The 23,422-nt window shown below is 68.7% G+C and carries 20 protein-coding genes and 1 pseudogene; 8 read left to right on the plus strand and 13 right to left on the minus strand.

The features are described from left to right. Positions 1-30 precede the first annotated feature (30 nt). On the minus strand, positions 31-1,272 hold the full coding sequence (locus ACGFX9_RS37650) for an acetyl-CoA carboxylase biotin carboxylase subunit family protein (protein WP_393484218.1): 1,242 nt from the start codon (positions 1,270-1,272) through the stop codon (positions 31-33). Positions 1,273-1,897: 625 nt separating this feature from the next. Beyond that, positions 1,898-2,337 (minus strand): annotated as a pseudogene (locus ACGFX9_RS37655) (transposase); the annotation flags it as partial. Positions 2,338-2,555: 218 nt separating this feature from the next. Here ACGFX9_RS37655 and ACGFX9_RS37660 point away from each other — a divergent pair. Beyond that, entirely contained in the window at positions 2,556-2,831 is a 276-nt protein-coding gene (locus tag ACGFX9_RS37660) for a hypothetical protein (protein ID WP_393484221.1), read from the plus strand. Between the two features lie 78 nt (positions 2,832-2,909). Here ACGFX9_RS37660 and ACGFX9_RS37665 read toward each other — a convergent pair whose 3' ends face one another. The 4 genes from ACGFX9_RS37665 to ACGFX9_RS37680 all read right to left on the minus strand — a co-directional run bounded on the left by ACGFX9_RS37665 (position 2,910) and on the right by ACGFX9_RS37680 (position 6,721). Continuing rightward, positions 2,910-4,322 carry a mycothione reductase gene (locus tag ACGFX9_RS37665; protein ID WP_393484224.1) on the minus strand — a complete coding sequence of 471 codons (1,413 nt, stop codon included), beginning with the start codon at positions 4,320-4,322 and terminating at the stop codon, positions 2,910-2,912. 54 nt (positions 4,323-4,376) lie between these two features. Continuing rightward, positions 4,377-5,156, minus strand: a complete 780-nt coding sequence (locus tag ACGFX9_RS37670) for an SDR family NAD(P)-dependent oxidoreductase (RefSeq protein ID WP_393484227.1) — start codon at positions 5,154-5,156, stop codon at positions 4,377-4,379. A gap of 199 nt (positions 5,157-5,355) precedes the next feature. Continuing rightward, on the minus strand, positions 5,356-5,637 hold the full coding sequence (locus ACGFX9_RS37675; protein ID WP_393484230.1) for a hypothetical protein: 282 nt from the start codon (positions 5,635-5,637) through the stop codon (positions 5,356-5,358). Positions 5,638-5,761: 124 nt separating this feature from the next. Continuing rightward, positions 5,762-6,721, minus strand: a complete 960-nt coding sequence (locus tag ACGFX9_RS37680) for a LysR family transcriptional regulator (RefSeq protein WP_393484233.1) — start codon at positions 6,719-6,721, stop codon at positions 5,762-5,764. A 232-nt stretch (positions 6,722-6,953) separates the two neighbouring features. Between ACGFX9_RS37680 and ACGFX9_RS37685 the strand changes: the two genes are divergently transcribed. Then, positions 6,954-7,988, plus strand: coding sequence for an alcohol dehydrogenase catalytic domain-containing protein (locus ACGFX9_RS37685; protein WP_393484236.1), 1,035 nt, complete (start codon positions 6,954-6,956; stop codon positions 7,986-7,988). A gap of 83 nt (positions 7,989-8,071) precedes the next feature. Further along, positions 8,072-9,193, plus strand: coding sequence for a flavin monoamine oxidase family protein (locus ACGFX9_RS37690; protein ID WP_393484241.1), 1,122 nt, complete (start codon positions 8,072-8,074; stop codon positions 9,191-9,193). A gap of 281 nt (positions 9,194-9,474) precedes the next feature. Here the strand turns inward: ACGFX9_RS37690 and ACGFX9_RS37695 are convergent, their stop codons facing one another. Together ACGFX9_RS37695 and ACGFX9_RS37700 are read right to left on the minus strand one after the other, a co-directional pair. Continuing rightward, entirely contained in the window at positions 9,475-11,097 is a 1,623-nt protein-coding gene (locus tag ACGFX9_RS37695; RefSeq protein ID WP_393484245.1) for an alpha/beta hydrolase, read from the minus strand. Between the two features lie 113 nt (positions 11,098-11,210). Beyond that, complete coding sequence (locus ACGFX9_RS37700) at positions 11,211-11,858, minus strand: hypothetical protein (RefSeq protein WP_393484249.1); 648 nt, start codon at positions 11,856-11,858, stop codon at positions 11,211-11,213. Positions 11,859-11,988: 130 nt separating this feature from the next. Between ACGFX9_RS37700 and ACGFX9_RS37705 the strand changes: the two genes are divergently transcribed. Next, positions 11,989-12,576, plus strand: a complete 588-nt coding sequence (locus ACGFX9_RS37705; protein WP_393484251.1) for a TetR/AcrR family transcriptional regulator — start codon at positions 11,989-11,991, stop codon at positions 12,574-12,576. Between the two features lie 81 nt (positions 12,577-12,657). On the opposite strand, the gene ACGFX9_RS37710 is transcribed toward ACGFX9_RS37705, so the two are convergent. Both ACGFX9_RS37710 and ACGFX9_RS37715 read right to left on the minus strand, forming a co-directional pair. After that, the gene (locus ACGFX9_RS37710) at positions 12,658-13,836 is read right to left on the minus strand and encodes a GDSL-type esterase/lipase family protein (protein WP_393484254.1); all 1,179 of its coding nucleotides are present in this window, start codon (positions 13,834-13,836) and stop codon (positions 12,658-12,660) included. Between the two features lie 68 nt (positions 13,837-13,904). Beyond that, on the minus strand, positions 13,905-14,474 hold the full coding sequence (locus tag ACGFX9_RS37715) for a TetR/AcrR family transcriptional regulator (RefSeq protein ID WP_393484257.1): 570 nt from the start codon (positions 14,472-14,474) through the stop codon (positions 13,905-13,907). Positions 14,475-15,109: 635 nt separating this feature from the next. Between ACGFX9_RS37715 and ACGFX9_RS37720 the strand changes: the two genes are divergently transcribed. Then, on the plus strand, positions 15,110-17,440 hold the full coding sequence (locus ACGFX9_RS37720) for a prenyltransferase/squalene oxidase repeat-containing protein (RefSeq protein WP_393484260.1): 2,331 nt from the start codon (positions 15,110-15,112) through the stop codon (positions 17,438-17,440). 444 nt (positions 17,441-17,884) lie between these two features. On the opposite strand, the gene ACGFX9_RS37725 is transcribed toward ACGFX9_RS37720, so the two are convergent. Together ACGFX9_RS37725 and ACGFX9_RS37730 are read right to left on the minus strand one after the other, a co-directional pair. Beyond that, positions 17,885-18,718: an SDR family NAD(P)-dependent oxidoreductase gene (locus tag ACGFX9_RS37725; protein WP_393484262.1), complete on the minus strand. Its 834-nt coding sequence runs from the start codon at positions 18,716-18,718 to the stop codon at positions 17,885-17,887. 14 nt (positions 18,719-18,732) lie between these two features. After that, a complete protein-coding gene (locus ACGFX9_RS37730) occupies positions 18,733-19,164 on the minus strand; it encodes a nitroreductase/quinone reductase family protein (protein ID WP_393484265.1) in 432 nt (143 codons plus the stop codon). Positions 19,165-19,584: 420 nt separating this feature from the next. Here ACGFX9_RS37730 and ACGFX9_RS37735 point away from each other — a divergent pair, with 420 nt between their 5' ends. The 3 genes from ACGFX9_RS37735 (at position 19,585) to ACGFX9_RS37745 (ending at position 22,390) form a co-directional block, all read left to right on the plus strand. After that, positions 19,585-20,181 (plus strand): ATP-binding cassette domain-containing protein, encoded by a 597-nt coding sequence (locus ACGFX9_RS37735; protein ID WP_393484268.1) that lies wholly within the window; start codon positions 19,585-19,587, stop codon positions 20,179-20,181. Further along, positions 20,178-21,044: a hypothetical protein gene (locus ACGFX9_RS37740; RefSeq protein WP_393484271.1), complete on the plus strand. Its 867-nt coding sequence runs from the start codon at positions 20,178-20,180 to the stop codon at positions 21,042-21,044. Before ACGFX9_RS37735 ends, ACGFX9_RS37740 begins: the two co-directional genes overlap by 4 nt. Before the next feature lie 89 nt (positions 21,045-21,133). Continuing rightward, on the plus strand, positions 21,134-22,390 hold the full coding sequence (locus ACGFX9_RS37745; RefSeq protein WP_393484274.1) for a polyprenyl synthetase family protein: 1,257 nt from the start codon (positions 21,134-21,136) through the stop codon (positions 22,388-22,390). A 100-nt stretch (positions 22,391-22,490) separates the two neighbouring features. Here the strand turns inward: ACGFX9_RS37745 and ACGFX9_RS37750 are convergent, their stop codons facing one another. Then, positions 22,491-23,282: a hypothetical protein gene (locus ACGFX9_RS37750; RefSeq protein WP_393484277.1), complete on the minus strand. Its 792-nt coding sequence runs from the start codon at positions 23,280-23,282 to the stop codon at positions 22,491-22,493. Positions 23,283-23,422: the final 140 nt, after the last annotated feature.

The following is a 23,422-nucleotide window of genomic DNA, read 5'->3' on the forward strand; positions in this document are numbered from 1 at the left end:
TCGGGTTGGCCTCCTGCGTCGACGGGATCGTCAGACATAGAAGTCGAGCTCTTCCTGCTTCTTCAACAGTTCGCGCATCCGGTAGGGGTCATCACCGAAGAAGTACACCAGGCCCCAGTGGGTGCCGAACGCGGTCCTCTTGGTGACAGTCTCCTCAAGCGGCGTCGAGAGGTCGTGCGACTCGTAGTAGTCGTCGTCCTCGGTCTCCTCCGGGATCTCCAGGTTGCTGACGACGCGGCGGCGCGGGTAGACACCGAAGCAGCCGGCGACCCCGGACGCGTCGACGACCTCGCGCGGGAAGAAGGCGTCGATCTCCTCCTCGGTCGTCTTCGGGTCGAAGGCCAGTACCAGTCCATGGTAGGCGTTGAACCCGTACGCCCGCTCCAGCAGCTCGAACACCTTGAAGCCCGGCGGCCGGTAGGCGACTTCGCCGAAGTACATCTCGCCGTCACTGGTGACGAAATACTCTGGGTGCACGAAGCCGAACTCGATGTCGAACGTCTTGATGAGCTTCTCGATCTGCGCCGTGATCTGCGGGCGGTACCGCTCCAGTTCCGGGGTTGCCGGCACGAACACCGAATATCCCAGCGTGACGTATTCGGAGATATTGAGGAACTTGATCTTCCCGTTGTGTACCCACGCCTCGACCGCGAACTCCCAGCCATCCAGGTGGGATTCCATGAGAACCGGGAACTCCTCTTCCGGAATCGAGTCGATCTCGTCCGGGGTGCGGATGACGCGGTGCCCGAGGCATCCAGCTTTGTCGAACGCCTTGAGATGGATCGGGTCGTTCGGGTCACCGTCCAGCTTGAGCAGGGTCTGATTGACGCGCTTGAGGAAGCGGGTCACGTCGCCCCGGTCGTGGGCTTCCTCAAAGATTCCGACGCGGATGCCGCCGAGTTGCGCACGGCGCTTCATCAGCGCCTTGTCCCTCAGCAGCATGGCCTGACCGTACAAACGCGGGTTGTCCAGCAGAACGGAGTTGATCGCCCCTGCCCACTCAACCGTTTCCTCGTACAGCGGGATGGCGACATCGACACCCTCGTTCTGAAGGGTCTCGGCGATCTCCATGGATCGGTCGTTGAGCCGTTCGAAATCCCAGGGCACGTAAGGAATGTCGTGCTCGACGCAATACTTCTCGGCCCACTCCGGTGCCACGACGACGTATCGCCGGTCGAACCGGTCGAGGGCTTCCACCGCATTGAGACTCCAGCCAAGAAGCGCTACATAGCCTTTGTCCGGATTCTTGGTGGCGGGTCCGCCCTGTGTCATAAACTGGTACTCCTTCGGCGTTTGCGCTTATCGACGGCGTGGCTGGCACGGCCGTGCCCGGCGAACTGCCGCGCAAGCGGCTCATTCCCGCGCGCAAGCACCTCATTCCTGCCCGCAGGCATCTCATTTTCGCGCGCACGGATGGAGACGGCACGTTCGCGTGGGGGCGCCCGCTGCACGGTGGCGACGGCAGAGACGGTTCAGACGGGATACGGTCCGACCCGCCAACTCCCTGATCACGCAGTCGAGCTGAAGGGGTACCCTCCAGTCGATGCCGCCCGCCGCAGCCCTCCATGCGTACCCCCCCTCGCATCCGCGGGGTGGTCCCAGGGAACGCATCGAGCAGTACGTCGTGGCATCCGGCATTGCGCACACTTGGCGCCCAAGTCCCCATCAAACTGCGGAATCCACCGGTCTCCTTGCTCCTTACGTACGATTCAGAAAAACCGCTCGAAACCAGCAGCCGGGATTGTCCGGCCCGTGGTCTGACCTCGGCCGAGTTGGAGAAGTCGAGCCCGCGCCTACGGGGTTGTCCGTTGCGCTTCGCCACGCGGACCTAAGGGCTGTCCCGTACAGGATCTTTGACAGGGTGGGACACGAGCGCCTCCTCCCTAGAGCGGAGGGCTCACCCGGCGAGGGCGAGGTTGTGCATCCGCGAGATGCCGAGCATGGCGTGGTGTACGCCGTCGCCCTTCAAACGGCAGTCGCGGAGGATCTTCCAGCTCTTCATGCGGGCGAAGGCGTGCTCAACACGGGTACGGACCTGCTTGTGGAACTTGTTGTGGGCCTGCTTCCAGTCGGGGCAACTCCTCGCCTTTGCGGCGCCGGTGGGGCATCACGGGCCCCGTGCCCGGAGAGCCGCCGTCGGCGATGGTCATGGTCGTGCCGACAGCGGCCTTCGCGCCGGACTCCCACCATCACAACCAGTCGGGTGTCGGCGTCTATGACGCCCTGGTGGTTGGTGGAGTACCGATAGTTCTTCGATTGCTGGGCGACGGTGTGATCGTGGGTGGGCGCCAGGGTGCCGTCCACGATCAGTACGGTGCCCTTCGCGATCTCGCGACGCACTGCGGTCACCAACTTGCCGAAGTAGCGCGGTTTGTAAGTGAGTTGAGGAGGTCGCTGTGACTGGGGCGGCACTGGGTCGTTGCGTGTGTCGCGAGTTGTCGACGTTCTTGTCGCAGTGACGTCTCTGATGCCCGCTGGATGTCGATCGAGCCGGTGTTCGTGGCCTGGCGGGCAGCGCTCCAGGCCGCAGCGCCGCAAAAGGACCTCGCGGACCAGTGGCGAGCGACCTCGACCTGCGCAAGAGCGCGCTGGCTGACGGCGACCTGAGGCGGTTCGTCGAGCTGACGCTCGCCTTTCACCGGTCCTTCGTCGAGGTCGGTGACAACAACGAGGTGATGCTTGAGTTCATGACCGTCTCGCCGATCGTCAGCGGTATTTGCTCCTCAGCCTCGGCGGGGGCCGCCTCCTGGCCAGCCGCCAGGACATCATCACTGAGCACGAGGACACGGACGGCTCTGTCGAGGCGCTGCGTTCTCACGTCGGCGACATGACCGGCTCGGGACTGTCCCGGCTGCATCGGTGACGCCGCTCCCGGCGCGGGGGCAGGTGCGCGGGACCGGCGTCGTAGGTCAGTCGAGCGGGAGGTCGCTGAGCGCTCCCTGGACGACCTCGGGCATGGACGGGTGGATCCAGTACTGGCCGCGCGCCACGGAGCGGGCGTCCTGGCCGAGCGACATCGCCTGGATCAGAGGCTGGATCAGGGTTGGCGCCTGCGGGCCGATGATGTGCGCTCCCAGCAGCTTCCCGGTGGCGGGGTCGGCCAGCACCTTGGCGAAGCCGGTGGTGTCCTCCATGGCCCAGCCGTAGGCGATGTCGGAGTAGTTGGCCCGGCCCACCACGTAGGCCATACCGGTCTCCCTCGCCTCCTGCTCGGTCAGCCCGACGGCGGCGACCTGCGGGGAGGAGAACACCGCGTGCGGAACGTAGCGATGGTCGGTGGCGATCAGGTCCTGTGGGTGGAGGACGTTGTGCATCGCCGTCTCCGCCTCGGCGTTCGCCACATGCTTGAGCATCCACTTCGAGGAGACGTCGCCCAGAGCCCACACCCCGGGCACCGAGGTGGCCTGCTGCTCGTCGACCACGATCCGGCCGTCGGGATGCGTGGCCAGACCGCCGGCCGCCGCGTCCACCAGGTCGGAGTTGGGGCGCCGGCCGATCGCCATCAGGACCTCGTCGACCTCGACTTCTTCCGCACCCTGCGGCCCTTCGAGGCTCAGCACGATCCCGTTGTCACTGCGCCGGGCGCTCACCATCTTGCGTTCCAGGCGGACGTCCCACTGCTGCTTCGCCAGTTCGGTGAAGCGCTGCGCGATCTCCGCGTCCTCACGGGCCAGGAGCTGGTCGAGCATCTCCACCACGGTGACCTCGACGCCGAACGACGAGAACACATGCGCGAGCTCGGTTGCCACGAAGCCGCCGCCCACCACGGCCATCCGGCGTGGCAGCCGCTCCATGGTGCGGACATCGTCGCTGGTGCGGAAGCCGACCTCGGCCAACCCCGGAATCGGCGGCACCACCGGACGGCTGCCCGCCGCCACCACGACCTGGTCGGCGGTGAGTTCGACCGTTCCTTGCGCGGTCTCCACTTCGAGGCGGCGCTCACCGGTGAAGCGGGCGGTGCTCTCGTAGTAGACGGTGATGTCGGCGCGCTTCTTGTGGCCGTCCAGCCACCAGGCCGACGTGGGGTCGATATGACGGTTGAGGCGGTCCAGGGCGGCCGTCCAGTCGACACCGCGCAGTTCCAGGTCCACGCCCAGCTGGGCGCCGTGCTGGGCAGCACGCGCCGTGTCAGCGGTATGGACCAGCATCTTCGTGGGGACGCAGCCGACGTTGAGGCAGGTGCCCGCGTATTTCCGCAGCGGCCCGACCCCCTTGTCGACGATGGCCACCTTCAGGCCGTCGAACCGCTCGTCCAGTACGCCGACGCCCGACCCGGCGCCGATGACGACCAGGTTGAAGTGGCCGCCCGTGGTGGTACTCATGTCTGCTCCGTTCTTTGTGTGTCCTGGGGCTGCTTGCGGTCCCGGTACGCGTTGTCAGTTGCGTCCGGCCATGACGCCGCCGTCGACGTCCCAGACCGCGCCGGTGACCCAGTCCGTCTGGTCGGAGAGCAGGAACACCACGGTCGTGGCCACGTCGTCGGGGGTGCCTGTGCGGCCCAGCGGGTGGAAGTCGTTGAAGCCGTCCAGCGCGCTGTCCATCTCGGTCTTGGGGATGAACTCCTCGTAGATGGGGGTGCGTACGACCGCCGGCGCGACGGCGTTGACGCGGATGCCGTACGACGCCAGTTCCATGCCCAGGTGCTGGGTGAGGGAGTGCAGGCCGGCCTTGGCCATGGAGTACGCCGAGGACGGGGTCGCCGCGATGGCCTGCTGGGCCCACATGGAACCGATGTTGACGACGGCGCCCTTGATGTCCCGCTCGATCATGTTGGCGGCGACGGTCTGGGTGAGGAGGAAGAAGGCCCGGTTGAGGGCCTGGTAGCGGTCGTAGTCCTCGGGCGTGTGCTCCAGGAACGGCTTCGGCGCGAATACGCCGGCCGCGTTGACCAGGAGGCTTGCGTCGGCGTGGTCGCGGGACAGCTCCGCGCGCAGGCGCTCGACGGCCTCGGGGTCGTTCAGGTCGGCGGCAAGGCCGTTCGCCCGGGGGCTCGCCAGCTCGGCCACGGCCTTCGCCGCGCTGGCCTCGGAGCGGCCGGTGACGACGACGCTGCCGCCCGCGTCCAGAATGTGCCGGGCGACGGACAGGCCCATGCCGCTGGTGCCGCCGATGACGACGGCCTGCTTGCCGGTGAGGTCGATGGTGGTGCGGGACATGTTGTGCTCCTGGTGAAAGGGGTGGGGGTGTTCCGCCCTGGGCGGCCCCAAAACATGCCCTTAACGGGGCAAATTACCGCGAAGGCGCGGAGCTTGCCCCTGAGATGGGCGACCGTGGGGCCGGAAGGAATGGGGAGTGGGAGAAGCGGTGAAACGGGCGGCGGGTCGTCGCACGAGGACGGCGGCCCGTCCAGGGCCGTCAGGCGACGTCGTAGATCCGGACGTCGGGGTCGGCGGCCAGCAGCGGCGCCAGGCCGCCGACGACGTCCTGCTTGAACAGGGCGCTGTCGAGGTAGGCGTGGGCCTGGTCCGCGGTGGCGAAGCCGTGCAGCACCTGCACGTCCTCGTCACGCACGAGCAACTCCTTGGACTCGGCGCCCGGGACCGTGTCGAGGAACGGCTGCTTGTATTTCTGGTACACGCCGGCCGCCGCGACGCGGTTCTCCTCCGCCACCTTCAGCGTGATTTCCAGGTAAGCCATGACGCATCCTTTCCTTCGCAATTGCTCGCGGGGATTTCCGCGGCGGTTCGGATGCGCCAAATGTAGGTCGCCGCGTAGTTATCCGGTAGAGGATCATTGGTGATGCGGCTATAACCAGCTTGCATTACTCACTGCGCGCCTCCGGTGTGGGGCCCACTGCTTGGCCCGAAGGGGCCTCGCCGCCTGGCTCGGGGTCAGGTCCCAGACATCCGGCGGAGTCGGCGAGGAAGCCGACGAACTCCTCCAGGTCGGCGCCGAGCGGATTCTCCCGCCCCCAGACGGCCTCGTAGGAGATCTCCACCGGCGTACCGCCGCGTACCAGGGGGCGGCAGCTGGCGTGATCCGGCGTCACCTTGGAGCGGGGCAGCAGGGCGGCGCCGACACCGAGGCGGGCCCACTCGTCAAGGACCCGGTAGCTGGCGGCCTCGCCCGGATAGGTGCGCAGCGGCAGGTCGTTGTCCCGGAAGAGCTGCGTGGTGAACGTGGTCAGGCCGCAGCTGTCGGGGACGAGGATGAAGTCGGCGCCGGCGGCGTCGTTCAGCTCCACGGGACCCTCTGTGCCAGGGGCGACGGCCGGGTCGATCACGACGACGGGCTCGGTGAAGATGGTGCGGTGCCGGTACGCGGGCATGGGCTCCACCTCGGGCACCAGCAGAACGTCCAGCTGGCCGTCCTTCAGCGCGGTGCGCAACAGGTCCAGGTCGGCCTCGCGCAACACCAGGTCACGCGGGTCGGACAGGCCGCGGGCGGCGCTGAAGGAGCAGGCCACCAGGTCCGCCCCGATCAGGGGCGAGACGCCTATGCGGATCGAGCCCTTGGCGGGGCTGGTGAGCTGCTGTGCCTCGGCCGTGACCGAGTCCAGCGCCTCCAGGGCGCGGTCGATCACCGGCAGCAGGCGTGCGCCGTGTGCCGTGGGCTTGACCCCGCGCGGAGAGCGGTCGAACAGCTTGACGCCGAGCTCCTCCTCCAGGCGGGCCACCCCGTTCGACAGCGCGGGCTGGGTGACTCCGTAGTCGCGTGCCGCAGCGCTGAACGACTTGGTCTGGGACACGGCCTGCGCGTACCGCAGCCCTTCGATGTTCATCGTGAACCCCTCTCGGTTAAAACGTCAGGCTATAGCCATATTCATGATCTTCGTCTACCGGGCGCCGGGCATCCGTTCTACGGTTGGTGAAGCATGCTCCGCCGGATCGGCGAGGCAGACAATTCCTTCGCTCTGGTTCCGCCCGGTGATTTCACCGTACCGGGGAATTCTTCTGCGGAATCCAGCCCGCGGAATCCATCCCTTCTTCATCTTCCTGTCAGGAGTGATCGTCGTGTCTCAGGACGAGCGCCATTCACACCGTGCCGCTCAGGTGACCGAGTCCGGCGGCCCGGTGCACGTGGCCCCCGTGCAGTCGCGCGAGCCGGGCCCGGGCGAGGTCCGCCTGGACGTCAAGGCGTCCGGCATCTGCGGGGCCGACGCAGGCATGGCCGCGAACCCGTCACCCGCCTACGGCTTCCCGATCATCCCCGGGCACGAGGTGGCCGGAGTCGTCGCCGAGGTGGGCGAGGGCGTAATGGGCTGGGAGGCCGGCGAACGCGCCGGCGTCGGCTGGTTCGGCGGCTCCTGCGGACACTGCACGGCCTGCCGGTCGGGCGACGTGGTCCACTGCGCCGAGCGGCAGATCCCCGGCCTTACCTACGCGGGCGGCTGGTCCACCACCATCACCGTCCCCGCCTCAGCTCTCATTCATATCCCCGACGGGCTCTCCATGGAGGAGGCCGCGTCCTTCGGCTGCGCGGGTGTGACGACCTTCAACGCGCTGCGGCACAGCGGGGCCGAGCCCGGCGACCGAGTCGCGGTGCTTGGCATCGGCGGTCTGGGCCACTTCGCGGTGCAGTTCGCCGCGGCCATGGGCTTCGAGACGGCCGCCATCGGCCGCGGCGAGGACAAGCGACCCACCGCCCTCGACCTCGGTGCGCACCACTACATCGACGCCTCCGCCGAGGACGCCGGAAAGGCGCTGCGCGCCATGGGCGGCGCCCGGCTGATCCTGTCCACGGCCTCCAGCAGCAAGCCGCTGGCCGGTCTCATCGACGGCCTCACCCCGCACGGTCGCCTCACCGTCGTCGGCTTCGACGGCAACCCGCTCCAGCTCCCGCTGGACAAGCTCGTGATGCACGCCCGGCACGTCACCGGCCACGTCACCGGCAGCCCGGTCGACACCGAGCAGGCCATGCGCTTCGCCCTGGCCGGCGGGGTGCGCCCGCAGGTGCAGACCGTGCCGCTGGAACAGACGGCCGAGGCGCTGAAGACCCAGCAGGCCGGACAAGCCCGCTTCCGCATGGTTCTTACGACGGGCGACTGATCGCCCACCTCACCTGATCCGGGATTCACCGGCCGGGGAGCAGCCACCGCAGTGCAGTCACCGAAGGAGAAGGGAGTCCTCGCATGACGCAGGCAGAGAGCCGGTCCGTCGTCGTGATCGGAGCGGGCGCGTCGGGCCTCGCCGCAGCGAGCATCCTCGCCAAGGCCGGGCACGACGTCGTCGTCCTGGAGGCGCGGGACCGGATAGGGGGCCGGCTCCTGAGCGCCCCAGCCGGCCCGGAAGGCTCGCTCGATCTCGGGGCCACCTGGTTCTGGGACGACGAGCGGCATGTCCGCACCCTCGTCTCCGATGCCGGGCTCGGCAGCTTCCCGCAGCACACCACCGGCGACGCCGTCTATCAGGACGGTGGCGGCGTGCAGCGGATCGCGGGCAACCCGATCGACGCCCGCTCCCACCGCTTCACCACCGGTGCGGCGGCCCTGACTGACGCACTGGCCGCGATGCTGCCCTCCGGCACCCTCCGGCTCGACACCCCGGTCACCGCGATTCGCCCCGGCGCGGCAGAAGGCACCGGACTGACCCTGCACACGCCTGACACCGTCATCAAGGCCGAGCATGTCGTCCTCGCCGTGCCGCCCGCGCTCGCCCTGACCCGTATCGACTTCGAGGGCCAACTGCCCGCCGATCTGGTCCATGTGGCCGAGACCACTCCCGTCTGGATGGGCGCCGTGGCAAAGGTCGTGGCCCAGTACCCCGAAGCGTTCTGGCGCCGGGATGGCCTGGCGGGCGCCGCCTTCAGCAGGACCGGCCCGCTGCAGGAACTCCACGACATGTCCGGCCCCGAAGGACAGCCGGCCGCCCTGTTCGGCTTCGCCCACGCGAGCGCCGTCAGCAACGCAGGCCCGGACTTCCGCGCAGCCGTCCCCCGGCAGCTGGCGCAGCTCTTCGGCCCGCAGGCCGCCCACCCCCTGGCTCTGTACGTCCAGGACTGGAGCGCCGAGCAGTGGACGTCCCCCGCGGGCGTGGCACAGCTGGCCGACTACTCCTGCTTCGGCCACCGCCTGTACCAGCGTCCGGCTCTGGTCGGGCGGCTGCACTGGGCATCCACCGAAACCGTCCGCGGCTACGCAGGTCACATCGAAGGAGCCCTGACAGGTGGCGAACGAGCCGCCCACGCCATCCTCCATGCCCTGCCCGACCCGAAGCCGGAACCCGCGATGGCGGACTCCACGCCCTCCGCCTGAACACCTTCCCTACAGACCCCAGCCCTCTGAGGTGACCTGATGCACGAGGTGACCCGACTGCGCTGCTGAGTAATGCGGTCCAACATGTCGGCCATGCCGCTGCCGCGACTGGTGGACGCCCGGTCGTGGTCGGTCCACTAGCCCCCGCGCCAGGCCGTGGCGTCGATCGCCCCCCTCGATTGACTCCGTGATTGCGTGTCACGACGCCCGCGAGCGTGCCTTTCTGCCCGCTCAATGGTCATGCCGTGCGTACGCGTACGCGGGTGACGGTCGGCTGTGACTCAACGGTTCGCAGGGACGAGGGGGCGGGTGGTGGCGGGCGTGTCTGTCTTGCATACGGCGCCGTCGGCGGGGTGGGTGCCGTGGATGAGGGCGGCGTCAACCGCGCTATTGGCGCATGAGTTGGTGCCGTAGGAGCCGTGTCCGACTCCTTCACGCGTGAGCAGGACGGCGGAGTCCATGATTCGGGTCATGTTCTCGGCCCAGTGGTGAGGGGTGACGGGGTCCAGCCGGCCCGCGACCACCAGTGCCGGCGGCGCACCGGCGCCGGTGAGCGGCTTGGTGACACGGTCCTTGTTCGGCGCGGGCCACCGAGCGCAGTTCAGGGCGGAGTAGGCGGCCCGGGTCCCGATCCGCTTGGCCTCGGCGACGGCCTTGGTGGCTGCGGCCTTGTGCGCGGCGATGCCGGCCGGGGTCTGCCAGTCGGCGCAGCGTACCGCGGTGTGGGCTTCGAACATCGCGGTAGGGACAGGGAAAGGGGATACGGTGACGCTGCTCCACAAGGTGTGCAGGGGCGCGCCGTTGCCGTCTTGTGCGGCCAGCAGCGCCGAGGTCAGCAACGGCCAGGTGTTCTGGTCGCCGGCCAGGGCTCGGGTGGCCTCCAGGGCCATGGCGCCGTCGAGTTGGCCTCCCGGGGTGGCGCCCTTGGCGGGTGCGATCTTCAGCGGCTTCGCTTCCAGCGTGTCGATCAGAGTGTCGAACGCCGCCTGTGGGTCTCCCGCTCCGAACGGGCACACCGCGGTCCCTTCGGTGCGGCAGGTCTCGAACCAGGCGTTGAGCGTCCGTTCGCTTGCCACGGCGACGTCGTTGAGGAAGGTGAGGGAGTTGCCGAACCACAGGTTGGTGTCGACGGGCGCGTCGAGCACCATCTGGCGGACGCGGTGAGGGAACAGGGTGGCGTACATCGGGCCGACCACCGTGCCGTAGGACAAGCCGTAGTACGAGATCTTGTCCTCGCCGAGCGCTGAGCGAACCTGGTCGATGTCGCGTGCCACGTTGTCGGTGGACAGGCTGGCCAGGAACTCTTTGCTCTGCTGTTTGACGCAGCCGTCGGTGAACGCGGCGGCATCGGTCAGCAGCCGCGGCAGGGGTTTCCCCCCGGGGACGGCCGGGTCGAAGGCGGTGCCGGCGCTGCCGGCGGCGTCGGCTCGCTGCTTGTCGGTCAGGCAGCGAACGGCCCGCGATCCGCCGACGCCGCGCGGGTCCACCGCGATGACATCGAATCTGGCGAGCACCGCGGGCGAGAAAGCGCCAGGAGTACCAGCTGTCTTGGGCAGATTACGCAGTGTTTCGGTCGCGGGAACCCCGGGTCCGCCCGGGTTGAAGATCAGGCTGCCGATGCGGCGGTCGGGACCAGTGGCCCGGTGCCGCATGACCGCGAGCGGAATCCGCGCGCCATCAGGCTCGGTGTATTCCTGCGGCACCTTGATCGTGGCGCATTCGAGGTTCTTCCCGCACGAACTCCACGTGAGCGGATCCGGGGACGGGGCGGCGGCCGACGTACCCACTGCGGACGTGCCGCGCGGCCCCGAGGCGCCGGACGAACACCCGGTCAGGACCATGACGGCCGCGGCGAACGCCACCACCCCGTACCGGGCGGCGGGCCTTGACCTCGACTGGATCATGTTGATCTTCCTTCCACCGTGCTCGTGTCATTCCGCGCGACCGGGCCACACCGGTCGGGCAGGAGGTCGGCCGAAGAGGGCTGACGTGGTCGTGCCTTCCTCACGTCGGGGGGTCAGTGACCCGCCGCGTCGAGCAGAGAGGAGTACCGCAGGCGGAGCGCGCGCTCCATGCTTGCCACAACGGCCCCGCACCCCAGTACGAGGTTCAGCCAGATCGGCAGGTGTACCGGCGATTCGAACGTTCCGACCCGCTGAGCGACGGGAGGAATGTGAGAGACAGGTTCCGCGAGCTGCAACAGGTTCAGGCCCACACCGATGACGAGCAGCACCACCGATCCGATGGCGATCGCCCGGCTCAGCCCCGGATGGCGGGCACCGAAGCGCGCCCGCCGTCCCTCCGCCGAGGCCGGGTCGGGCGTGAGCTGACGCGGCTGCCCCTCCAAGGGCCGGTAGTAGCAGCGCTTGATGCCGTAGTTGCTCATCGCCACCTCGATGACACCGCCGTCGACAGGGAAGACAGCGGGCAGTTTCGACTCGGCCACGTGCCTGCCGTCCAGGAACAGATGCGCTCGGATCTTGCCGTTGTCCAACCGCGCCCAGTGCCGTACGTCGACGGTGTGCAGGCGGGCGTGCCCGCCTGCACCGGGAAGCCGTAGCCAGAACAGGGAGCGCAGGGGGAGCTGCCACCAGCGGAACCGCTGCAGTTCCCTGCCGTCTCCCGGCTTCAGGCGCTTCGATGCCGCCCACTGCTTCCACGCCATGCTCCGCCCCCTCCTCCGTACATCAGCCGCAACATCACTAGTACAGCGTGTTAGAGGAAACGCTAGCACACTGTATTAGTACGGCGTGCTAGTACAGTGAGTGCCTAGGAGAAGCGAAGGAGAGCGAGGGATGGAAACACGCGAGAAGATCCTCCAGGCCGCAGCCGAGATGATCGCCGAGGACGTGGCGGCGAAGCTGAGCGTGAGAGCGGTCGCCGCGCGTGCGGGAGTGAGTACCGGCTCGCTGAGGTTCCACTTCCCCACCCAGCGTGACCTGCAGGACAACTTGCTCGCGCGGATCTACGAATACCTGCTGCCTGGCGACCCGATCCGGGACCGGACACTGCCGCCCCGCGAACGACTGCTGAACTGCCTGCGGCAGGTTCTCGCACCGCTCGGCACCAACGAAGACGCGCGGACCGCGTGGGGCACGATGTATCGGACCTTCATCGAACCCGAGCCGACCGAACAGGTGCGCGCCGCGTACCTCGGTCATGAGCGGGAGGCGGAGCGTCGGGTCGCACACTGGCTGACCGCGCTGGCCGAGGAAGGCGCGCTGCCCCCGGGGGACCACACCCGGAACGTCAGATTCCTTCTCACCGTTCTCAACGGACTCTCGGTCGAACGCGCCCTGCCTACCGGCGAATCCGTCCTCCTCGCCGAGACCGAGACCCTCAACGCCGCTGTCGACCACGTCCTCGGGACCGGCCCCGGCTGATCTGCACGACTCCGCCGCGGCGAAGGAGAGGAGCCGCTGCCGTCCACGGCCAGGACCGCCCACCGCGGACGGGTATCCGGATCAGCCCGTCGCGATGGCGAAGGGCCCGTTGTTCGCGAAGACGAGCTTGGCGAAGTTCTCGCCGATACGGCGGTGGCCTTCGGGGCTCGGGTGGATCGCGTCCGGCAGGGGGAACTGGTCGTGGTCGCTCTCGCCGTAGAGACTGAGCCCGTTGAGGTAGTGGAGGTTGGGGTCCCCGGCGGACCGCTGTTCGACGATGCCGGCAAGCACATCGCGGACGATCGCGAGTGTCAGCCGCCCGGCGGCGGTCTCCGCCGGATCACCGGTGGCCTTGAACTTCAGGGTTCCGCTGGAAAAGTCCGGCATGAGAGGTCCGGGAGTGTCCTCGTGAGTCGGACACAGGACGGGGGAGACCAGAAGCAGCGGGGTCGTGGGGTGGCCCTCGCGGATGGTGTCGAGGAAGCCGTGGACGGCAGGAACGAAGGCACGCAGGCGCATGGCGTCGCTGTTGACGACGTTGATGCCGAGCTTGAGGCTGATCAGGTCGGCGGGTGTGTCGCGCATCGCGCGGGCGGTGAACGGGTCGACCAGTGCGCTCCCGCCGAATCCGAGGTTGATCAGCTCTACACCGCCCGCGGAGGCGGCCAGGGCAGGCCAGATGGTGCTCGGGAAAACCGCGTTGGATCCCTGGCTGATGGAGCTGCCGTGGTGCAGCCACACCCGGCGCCCGGTCTTCGGGGCCGGCTCGACAGGGGCGTCGGTGCGCAGCGAGATGACCTCGGTGATCTCCGCGTGCGGGAGCCAGACCTCGATGTCCTTCTCGCCCGCGGGCAGGTCGGTGAAGTGAGCGGTTCCGGAGGGGCCCGGGGTGAATTCCGCGGCCTGGGTCTGCATGTCGGTGATCGTGCGCAGGTTCCCGCCGTCCACGGTGGTCTGGGCGGTGAGGACGCCGTCGACCAGGAGGTCGTAGACGCCGTCCGGCGGGGGCGGGAAGCCGGCATAGACGCGCTTGGTGGGCCGGGTCTCCAGGTCGATGGTGGTGGCGCCGGTACGGAACGCCAGCCGAACACCTGAGGGCTGGGCCTCGGCCACGGCCAGCAGGTCGTCGGGAATCTGGCGGCGGGCCCAGGCCGGCAGTCGGTGCGGCAGCAGGCCGTCAGCAGTCTCTTCGACGTCGAGGTGTCCCCGCAGGAAGTCCTCGGTGACGGGGGTGACGATCCGGTCCTGTTCGGTGCTCATTGCGTCAAGCCTTCTGATTCGGGGTGGAGTGTCGGTATGGCGAGGCCGTCGCGAAGGACGTGGCCCGGTCAGAGGGCGGACCGGCTCCGCAATGCGGTGTCGAGGCAGTCCAGCGTCCAGGACCAGGACTGCTGCGCGGCGATGTCCGTGTGGTCGAAGGCGCCGGCTGCCTCCAGAGAGGCATAGCCATGGAAGACGCTGCCCAGCATGCGGACCGCGTGCGTCTGGTCCGGCTCAGGCAGCTCGTAGCCGCGAAGAATCGCCCGTGTCATCTGTGCGTGGCGGATACCTGCGCTGGCTGCGGCGGTCTGCGGGTCGAGCCGGTACCGGGCTGCTTCGTACCGCCCGGGGTGCGCCCGGGCGTAGTCCCGGTAGGCATTCGCGAACGCCGTCAGGGCGTCCTTGCCCGCATACCCGGCCACGGCGTCGGCGACCCGGTCGGCGAGTTCCTCCAACGCGAAGAGCGCAATCCGAGTCTTCAGGTCACGGGAGCTCTTCACGTGCGCGTACAGGCTTGCCTGCTTCACGTCGAAACGCCGGGCCAGCGCGGACAGGGTCACTTGGTCGAAACCGGCCTCATCGGCGAGTTCCGCACCAGCGAGCGTCAGCCGCTCTGGGCTCAGCCCTGCCCGGACCATAACCTCTACCACCTCTCCGCATGCCTATATGACCTTGTGAGTTAACTATGGCCTATAGGTAAAAGCCTAGTCGGTTAGCGTAGGTTGGGCAACTCCACTCCACGTCGGAGTTCACGTTCCACGGCAGCGGCAACGACAACGACAACGACAAAATGACGGGAACTTCGCGGACATGGCGAGCGACCGTGAGACGGACGTTTTGGCCTCGTTGGCCGCTCGCTCCTACGGCCACGCCGAGCCAGTGGTCATCGGCGTACCGGACCTCTGGTTCATCGCTAACCAGAGCAGCTATCGGGTGGCGTCCGACGGTGTTTCACGCACCATCACATCGCCCTGCCGGGGCGGCGCCCGGCGCGTGTCGTGTTCCGGCGCGCTCCCGAAAGCGGTCTGCGGCAGAGGTTTCGCATTACCCGGCGGTCGTGGCCGCGGTTGGGAAGGGCATGAACCACTTTTCTCTTGCCGCCGACACCGAAGTCCTACCTGCGGTGGGTGCAGAAGACGCTGCGGTGGGACCCGGTGGCTGCAGTGCGTGGTGGCATGCCGGCGAGCGGGGGGTGCGTGAGTGGGCGAAGTGGTGGCGTCTGGCGGATGACCCGGCGCAAGCGCGGCGGCTGGCCGGTATGGGGCTCGGGCGCATGGCTGGTTTCATCATGCCTTCGGCTTCGCCCGCGGAGCTGGAACTGCTCGCTTGCTGGGGGGCCTTCATCACGCTGGTGGACGACGGCTTCGACCAGCGCCCTGAGCCTGTCTCGCCCGCCGAGGTGCGCGCCGTGCTCGATCCCCTGGTTGCGGTCGTCACTGGAGCCGGAGCCGGAGCCGGAGCCGGTGCGGGCGCGGGCGTGGTGAGGAAGTCATCGCTGGTTGCCGCGCTAGAGGAACTGTGGCAGCGCACGAGTGTGGGCACCGAGCGGGGGTGGCAGGCGCGTTTCGCCGCACGCTACGCGTCGTTCGCGGAGGCGACCGTACAGGAGGCGCGGTGGCGCGAGACCGGTCACGAGCCGTCGATGGAGGAGTATGTCCAGCTGCGCCGGCGCACGATCACCGTGTCTCCGCTGCTGCTGGTGGCCGAGCGGCTGGTGAGCGTGTGGCCGCAGGGAGAGGTCCTGCACGACGTGTGCGCCGATGTCGTCGCCTGGACGAACGACTTGATGGACGCGGGGTCGCAGCGTGACGGTGAGGTGACGTTGGTCGACGTGCTGGTCCGGTCGCGGAAGGTGGGCCGGGGTGAGGCGGCGGCGAGCGTCCGGGCGATGATCGAGGAGAGGCTGGAGGACTTCGAGACGGCCGCCGAGCGGCTGACGGGCTGCCCTTCGGATGCGGGGGACGTCCGCTCGCGGATCGAGCGGGTCCGTACGTTCTTGTACGGTGCCATCGCTTGGCAGTACGAGAGCGGGCGTTACCGCGCCACCCTGCCCTGCCAGCGGCTGCCGACCGCTGGGGCGGATCCGGTGGAGACAGCCGCCGTCCAACTCGAGCGGCGCCTGGCCCTGGCCGTCGCGCCGGGCGGTGCCCTCCCGGATCGGTGCGTGGGCCGCGTGCTGGAGACGGCGTTGTTCCTGGCTCTGCTTCGCGCGCACGGCACGCATCCCGAGGAGCAGCGAGAGCTGACCACCTACCTGGAGAAGCGACGTGAGGGTGCCGACCGGCTTGACGCCCTGCTCATCGACGCCTGCCTGCGCCCTCACACACTGCCGGTGGACGCCGCCGACGCGGCCCGTCCCCTGGCCATGGGGTCGGCTGCTGGGATGGGCGGTCGTGGCCGGCTCAAGCGCAGCATGCTGCACGCGGTGCTGCATGTCCTGGGCGGCCTGCGACTCAGCGAAGAGGACGCCCCACAACCCGCCCCCACCGACGTACATTCCACCTTCACCACGGTCCACCTCCTGGCCGTCCGCGTCCTGTACGCCCAGGCCACCGGATACCCGCACGCAGTCTCCAGCGGTGAACGCTTCCAGCTGGCCAACCTGCTGGACGATGCCGCGGGCCGGCTGCTGTGGGAGGCCAGCGCCACCACCCACCTGCTCGGCCTGAACGCCCTGCAGTCCTACCGAGCCGGTCACCCGCTGATCGACCGGGCCATCACCGGCCTGCTGCACGCCCGCGATACAGACGGCGGCATGCCGTTCCTGGACAGCCAGGACGTCTGGCTGTCCGCCGTGGCCGGCCTCGCCTTCCTCGGCCGGCCCGCGCTCCGCCCGTACACGGCGAGGATGGGCATGTTCGTCGCCACCCGGCAAGGTGACGACGGAGGTTGGCCCTTTGCCAGTGGCGTCCGTCAGACCGACGTCGACACCGCCGCCCGTTGCATGGAGTTTCTCCAAGCCCTCGATGCCCACCGATACCAGCGTCATCTGCAACAGGGCGCCGCCTATCTGGCCGCCGCCGGCCCCGACGGCGGATTCCCCACCTGGCTGAAGGGCGACGCCCCCGACCTGGACATGACCGCGGGCGCCGTCATCGCCCTCGCCCCTCGCGGCGGGGATTACACCCCGCTCGCCGCCACCGCAACCGGCTTCATCCTCGACGCCCAGCACCCCGACGGCACCTGGACACCCAGCTGGACTCTCAGCGAGTCAAGCGTCATCCTGCGCGCCATCGACGCCCTGCGCGCCACACGTCACCTGCCCGGCGTCGACCACGCGCGCCTGAATGCGGCAACCACCCGCGCGGTAGCCCGGCTGACCACCACCCAGCAGCACGACGGAGGTTGGGGCCACACCCCCGAGCACGACAGCGACGCTCTCTCCACCGCCCAAGCCATCAGCGTCCTCGCCCGATACGGGCCACCCCACGCCACCGCAGCCGGCACCGCCTACCTGCTCGCCCGACGAGACGACACCGGCCGCTTTCACGCGCCGCCCGACCAGGTCGGCCCCCGCCCTCTGCCCTTCGAGTTCCCCGTGCTCGCCGACCTCCACGCCCTGGCAGCCCTACGAGACGCCCGCATTCCCGCCACCACGGCCTGACGTACGCCCTCAGGAACCCCGCGCTGCGCCGGACACGAGTACCCGGCAGGGCGACATACCCGGCTGCCCGTTCCTCAACGCTGCCAGCCGCCGCTCCTGCGCCGCACCGCTTACCAGCTCCCACCGGGCGCCCAGGACCGCGCCGCGCGCTCGGCCCCGCGCCACCAGCCACTGCATATCCCTGGCCCCGCCGGGCTTCGTTCCCCGCGTACCCCCGGCGCGAAGACCTCGCCGAATTGGAGGAAGGAACACAGCTCGGTGTGCAGGTCGTTGCTCATGGTCTGCATAACGGCAGGTCCGACCGACCGATGGGCAACCCATCGCCCAGGCGTTGGCGAGTTACGCGCGGCGACGTCGGCCGAAAGAATCCGGAACGAGCCTTCCGCCAGGCCGGTGCCGCTCTGTGCAGTGAAGCCGACACACCTGGTCAGTCGGCTCGTCTGCTCAGATGCTGCGTTGGGGCGTGGGCGGTCGGCTGAAGCGTTGCCCGGGCATCTCTCGGGGAGTGAGGCCTAGTTCGTCCATGTGGATGAGGTCGTCCACCGCGTCGCGTGCGCTTTCGGGCAACTGGGACGCGCAGGCCAGGATCCGGCCCAGCGGGCCTGGTACGTAGATACGGGAACGCGGCCGCCGGATGGCCCGGGCCACGGCGCGGGCTACCTGCTCGGGGTGTAGCGGCCGCACGAGCCGGGGTCGCAGACCTTGGCTGGCGCCGGTGGCGACCATGTAGGGCAGGACGCAGGTGATGCGGACGCCGCTGCCGCGGATCTCCCGGCGCAATCCCTCGGAGAGGGCGACCACGGCAGCCTTGGTCGCGCTGTAGAGGGCGAGGCCGGCCAGGGGTTTGACCGCGCACAGGCTGGCGATGTTGATGATCTGCCCGTGGTGGCGGTCCAGCATGTGCGGCAGTGCCGCACGACAGCCGTGCACGGTTCCGCCCAGGTTGGTCTGCCATGCCCTTGCCAGGTCCTCACTGTCCTGTTCGGTGAGGAGCCCGCTGGGGATCACACCGGCGTTGTTGATCCATACGTCCAGGCGCCCAAACCTCTCCAGGGCGTGCTCGGCGCAGGCCGCCATCTTCCCGGGGTCGGTCACATCGGCCCGCAGTGCGGCATGGGCGGGGGAGAGAAGGGAGCGGGTCTCTTCCAGGCGGGGCAGGTCCATGTCGGTCAGGACCAGTCGGTATCCGGTGGTGTGCAGGAGGGTAGCGATGGCCGCTCCGATACCGCGGGCGGCTCCGGTGACCACCACGACGGGTGCTTCGGCCTGCTGGGACATGGGTTGGTCTCCTCTCACCGTGCGCCAAATGCCTGACTGCGAGGCCGCAGGTCAGGGCAGCGTCGGTCGGCCTGTGGCGGGTCGAGGTCACGGTCGGCGTCGTCGGCGTGATGCACCGGGTCGAGGAGAAACAGCCGTAGTTCCCGTCCACAGCGTTCTTCGTACGCCTGGTAAGTGCGGGCCGCCGCGACGAACGCCGACCAGAGCTCCGCCCGCTCGCCGCCTTCTGCGAGCCGCGCACGCACCGGCACCCCGCGGCCCCTCACCACCACGGTCGCTTCCGGCAGCGCCAGGAGGTTCGCCGTCCACCCTGGATGCTGCGGCTTGCCGAAGTTGGACCCCACCACCGCGAACGACCCCTGCCAGGGCACGTAGACCAGCGGCGAGCGCCGAAGCACCCCGCTTGTTCGCCCTGTCGTGACCAGCAGCAGGGCGGGCACACCCATGGTCTGACCGAGACCCCAACGCCCTCTGGTGATCCGGTTCAGCCACCCGTCCACGGGAGCGATGCACGATGCCGCGAGCCGGCTGAACCACACAGGAGCCTGCGCCCGCTCGAACCACCCCAGCCCGCGCCGCATCCCCCGCTCCCCTTCCTCACGGTGCCTGTTCTCGTCGCACGTTGGCGTAGACCGGGAACACCGCGCCAGCCCGCACCGCCTCCGTCCCTCGAACGAGCGACCCGCGGCTGCACCAGGACGAGTGAGGGGCCTGTCCTGCCTCAATCCCGGGCAGCGACCGGACAACGGCGCCTGGCAGAGGCGGCCAGTGTCCGCAGCGCCGTTTCCTCGTTGGAGCCTTTCGTGGCGAGTGGATCAAGCATGGATGTGGAGCGGACCAGTCCCCGGGCGAGGCCGCCGCTGTCCATGAAGAAGGTATGGAAGTCCTACGGGGCGCGTGCGGTGCTACGCGGTGTGGATCTGGTGGTCGAGCCCGGCTGCCTCGTCGGCGTGGTGGGTGAAAACGGGGCGGGCAAGACCACTCTGCTGCGCACGATGGTGGGCGAACTGGCACCGGACCACGGCACCGTCCACCGGGAGGGTGAGGTCGGCTACTCCCCGCAGGAAACGGTGATCAATCCACTGCTCAGCGTCGCGCAGCATCTCGAACTCTTCCAGGAGGCCTACCGGCTGCCCGACGTGGACCGGGCCCTGGCGCTGCTACGGGTGCTCGGCTGCCCGGACGCCCTGGAACAGCGAGCCGGAACCCTGTCGGGCGGAACCCGGCAGAAGCTGAATCTGGTGCTGGCCCTGATGCATCAGCCGACGCTCCTGGTCCTGGACGAGCCCTATCAGGGCTTCGACTGGGACACTCACCAACGCTTCTGGCGTCTTGCACGGGAGCTGCGGAATGGAGGCCAGGCGCTCATCGTCGTCTCGCACCTGGTCCACGACCTGGGGCAGTTCGACACGGTCTACGAACTACGCGACGGCCTCCTGACCCAGGGGGCCCGGGCCTCATGAAGGCACACGGCACACCGTTCACGACGGTGCTGCGGTTCGTACTGGCCGCCCACGTACGCAACCGCCTCGCCCTGCTCCTCGCCATCACCTTCCCCCTGGTATGGATCTTCGTGACCCGCACCTGCAGCTACCACGTGACGCTGCACTTCCAGGTGTTCCCGGCCGGCGGCTACATCGATGCCGACAACAACCGCACCATGCAGATCAACAGCGCGATGAACGCGGTCACCGTCACCGCCGGCTTCATGGCGTTCATGGAGGCGCTCAAGTCCGGCCCACTGGACCGGCGTCTGGTCCTGGCCGGCTACCGGCGGCGTCATCTGATGGCGGCGAAGGTGGCCGCACTGCTCGTCATCGCCGCCATGCTCGCGGCCTACGCCGCCGTGCTGCTGCAACTGTCCTTCAGACAGGAACAGTTCGGGGCGCTACTGCTCGCGTTCTTCGCCGCGAACGCGGCATTCGGCGGGATCGGGATCATGCTGGGCTCCCTCCTGCGGGGGGAGCTCGAGGGCTTCTTCTCGATCATCATGGCCAGCATCATCGACAACGGGCTGCAAAACCCCGGCATGAACCCGCCGGCCGACCAGCCGGCTCTGCCGCTCCTTCCCCTGCACGGCCCGGCCCAGGCCGCCTGGGCTGCCGCATTCACCGAAGCCTGGCCGGCCGCGTACGCGGCCCGGGGGCTGGTGTGGTTCGCGCTGACCGCGACCGCGGCACTCCTGATCTTCTGTCTCCGCACCCGTTCCTTCCACCGGGCCCCGTCCCGCAGCACACCGGCACCGCTCCCGGCACAGACCGCGGACAGCGGGCAAGCCAACAGCGCCGCCGCTCCAGGAACGGCGCAGCAGAGCGCGGGCCACTGATGCGGCCACGCCGCGGCAGCACCGCCACACCGCGCCCGGCACTCGTAGGCAACGCAGGCATGTTCCTCACCGAGCAGAGGGAGACGCAGATGACCGCCGGCCAGCAGGGCGAACGCAACGAAACGATCACGCCCCACGACCTGCGGCACACCGCAGACACCGGACCCGGCACCTCCTACGCCGGCCGGCTCCCTGGACCCCAGCAGCACAGGGCGGCCCCGGCCGAGCCGCACAGGGCGCAAGACGGGCAGGCCGGGTACACATCGCAGGCCCTGGAGCGGGACATCGACCACCTGTATCCCGCGCTGCCGCACCCTGAGACAACCAAAGATCTCCTGCCCTCCACAGGGACGGAGTTCCTCCTGCCCGAGACTGCCAGGCGCCTCCACGGCCGGCTGCACGCGGCGCTCATCGCACCGGTGCGCCAGACCGTGGACCACGGCGGCCGACGCTGGAGACCCACCCTCGCGGCCACAGTGGTGGAGGCACTGGGCACTGACAGCAGCCCCTACGGGCCCCTTTGGGCGGCCTGCGAACTCCTGCACACCGGATCACTGATCATCGACGACATCCAGGACGAGGCCCCGCTGCGCCGTGGACGCCCCAGCGCCCACCTCGAACACGGCACCGCCCTTGCCATCAACTCCGGTACCACCGCCTACTTCAGCATGCACCGGGCCATCCGCCAGACCCTGTCCGACGACCCACCCCTGCGTTCCAGCGTGTATGAGACCTACCTCAACGCCTTGCAGGCTGCGCATGCGGGGCAGGCCCTTGACCTCCAGGGGCATCACGAGGAGATGAGCGTCGCGCTGACCACCGGGGACACCACTGTCGTCCGGCAGTTGGTTGCCCAAACTCACCGGCTGAAGTCCGGCGCACCGGTAGCCGCGGTGTTCCGGATCGCCGCTTTGGTGGCTGCGGCCAATCCTGCTCAGTGCGACGCGCTCGCCGCTCTGGGCGAGGCGGTCGGCACCGCGTACCAGATCACCGACGACGTCGCCGACCTCCGCGGCTTGAGCCGGCAGGGCGCCGTGACCAAGCGCGTGGCAGAGGACCTTCTCAACGCGAAGGTCACCTACCCTCTTGTCTGCGCGCTCGCCCGTATGCCTCAAGACGAGGCCCGGCAGCTGTGGCAACAGGTGCGCTCCGGGTTGGACCCGGACGGCGCCGCCCGCGCCGCCCGCCGTATCGCCGATTGCGGCGCCCTCGACGAGTGCGCGGACGAAGCCCACCGCATGGTCTGCGACGCATGGAAGACAGCTTCAGACCGGCTTCCGCCCTCACCGTCCACCCGGAGCCTGGGCGCGCTGTGCACCGAAGTCCTGCACTCACGAATCGCCTGAGCTTGTCTTTCAACCTCTGAGGCTGTCTCGCAACCCGAGCGCGCCCACCGTCAAAGGCTGCGGTCCGCCTGTCGCCGGAAGAGGGAATCCCGCGAAAGCCTCACCGAGCCCCCGCCGGGGTACCGCTCAGCTGATTCCCGGGGGAGTTGACCAGACGGCGCGCTCGTTCCAGAGCTCGTTCCCGCAGCTCCCGCAGGTCGGATTGCGTCCCCGTCAGGCGCCCAAGCACGTCGCGTTCGGCCTCTTGTTGAAGGGTCGCCACGGTCGCCGCCAGCTTCACTCTCCGCTGGCACGAGGCGTTGAGTCGAGCGAGCCGCAACTCCGTCTTCATGACGCTGCGCAGCCCGTGGCGCTTCCCTCTTGCCTGCCGGAGGGCCTTCTCAACCTTGTTCGCCGGCTCGGAGAGTGACGTGACGCCGGCCCCTTCGTCGCGCATACAAGCGGCCCATCGACGTTGCGCTGCCTTGAAGGACGACCTTTTCTCCACTGTGGAGACAACCTGCATCGTCCATACCTGATAGGTGTTGTAGAGCTTTTCGTAGCGCTGACCGTAGAGCTGCGAGGTCATGCGGGTCGTGCAACTGTCGGAGTTGTAGAAGTACGCCTGGTCGTGCGGCAGTCTCACGGTGACACGGTGGGACGACGTGCCCAGGAGAGCCCGGTCCCAACCGGGCCGTGAGCTCTCTTTCGTGTTGGGATCCCGAGGCGGACCTTGGTTCAACCGTGCGCTGACCACACCCAGTCCGTCGGTTGCGGCTTCCTGCGGGGTCAGCAGCCCGTAGGGGTTGCGGTCGGGGCGCCCGGCTTCTTCGGGGAGTCGCACGGGACGGTAGCGGAATCCCTTCTCATGCATGCACCGGCTGAGAAGCTGCTCCTCGGCGGCCTGCGTCAACCGGTGCTCCTGTGGACTGAAGACCGTGATGCCGCGGAAGGGGACGGGGCTCGCTGTGTCTGGCCGAGCGTTGCCAGATGCAGAGCATCCAGCAGCGCCCAGGGCCAGCAGCGCCGTCCAGATGACGACTCTTCCGGCGC

This window comes from Streptomyces sp. NPDC048436, from assembly GCF_043200355.1.
GTDB lineage: Bacteria > Actinomycetota > Actinomycetes > Streptomycetales > Streptomycetaceae > Streptomyces.

Bases quoted from the DNA above. Each gene is read 5' to 3' on its own strand.
- ACGFX9_RS37670 (WP_393484227.1), bottom strand. From the start codon at position 5,156: ATGTCCCGCACCACCATCGACCTCACCGGCAAGCAGGCCGTCGTCATC.
- ACGFX9_RS37740 (WP_393484271.1), top strand. From the start codon at position 20,178: ATGAAGGCACACGGCACACCGTTCACGACGGTGCTGCGGTTCGTACTG.
- ACGFX9_RS37675 (WP_393484230.1), bottom strand. From the start codon at position 5,637: ATGGCTTACCTGGAAATCACGCTGAAGGTGGCGGAGGAGAACCGCGTC.
- ACGFX9_RS37690 (WP_393484241.1), top strand. From the start codon at position 8,072: ATGACGCAGGCAGAGAGCCGGTCCGTCGTCGTGATCGGAGCGGGCGCG.
- ACGFX9_RS37700 (WP_393484249.1), bottom strand. From the start codon at position 11,858: ATGGCGTGGAAGCAGTGGGCGGCATCGAAGCGCCTGAAGCCGGGAGAC.
- ACGFX9_RS37720 (WP_393484260.1), top strand. From the start codon at position 15,110: ATGGCTGGTTTCATCATGCCTTCGGCTTCGCCCGCGGAGCTGGAACTG.
- ACGFX9_RS37710 (WP_393484254.1), bottom strand. From the start codon at position 13,836: ATGAGCACCGAACAGGACCGGATCGTCACCCCCGTCACCGAGGACTTC.
- ACGFX9_RS37650 (WP_393484218.1), bottom strand. From the start codon at position 1,272: ATGACACAGGGCGGACCCGCCACCAAGAATCCGGACAAAGGCTATGTA.
- ACGFX9_RS37695 (WP_393484245.1), bottom strand. From the start codon at position 11,097: ATGATCCAGTCGAGGTCAAGGCCCGCCGCCCGGTACGGGGTGGTGGCG.
- ACGFX9_RS37725 (WP_393484262.1), bottom strand. From the start codon at position 18,718: ATGTCCCAGCAGGCCGAAGCACCCGTCGTGGTGGTCACCGGAGCCGCC.
- ACGFX9_RS37730 (WP_393484265.1), bottom strand. From the start codon at position 19,164: ATGGGTGTGCCCGCCCTGCTGCTGGTCACGACAGGGCGAACAAGCGGG.
- ACGFX9_RS37680 (WP_393484233.1), bottom strand. From the start codon at position 6,721: ATGAACATCGAAGGGCTGCGGTACGCGCAGGCCGTGTCCCAGACCAAG.
- ACGFX9_RS37715 (WP_393484257.1), bottom strand. From the start codon at position 14,474: ATGGTCCGGGCAGGGCTGAGCCCAGAGCGGCTGACGCTCGCTGGTGCG.
- ACGFX9_RS37735 (WP_393484268.1), top strand. From the start codon at position 19,585: ATGAAGAAGGTATGGAAGTCCTACGGGGCGCGTGCGGTGCTACGCGGT.
- ACGFX9_RS37665 (WP_393484224.1), bottom strand. From the start codon at position 4,322: ATGAGTACCACCACGGGCGGCCACTTCAACCTGGTCGTCATCGGCGCC.
- ACGFX9_RS37705 (WP_393484251.1), top strand. From the start codon at position 11,989: ATGGAAACACGCGAGAAGATCCTCCAGGCCGCAGCCGAGATGATCGCC.
- ACGFX9_RS37745 (WP_393484274.1), top strand. From the start codon at position 21,134: ATGACCGCCGGCCAGCAGGGCGAACGCAACGAAACGATCACGCCCCAC.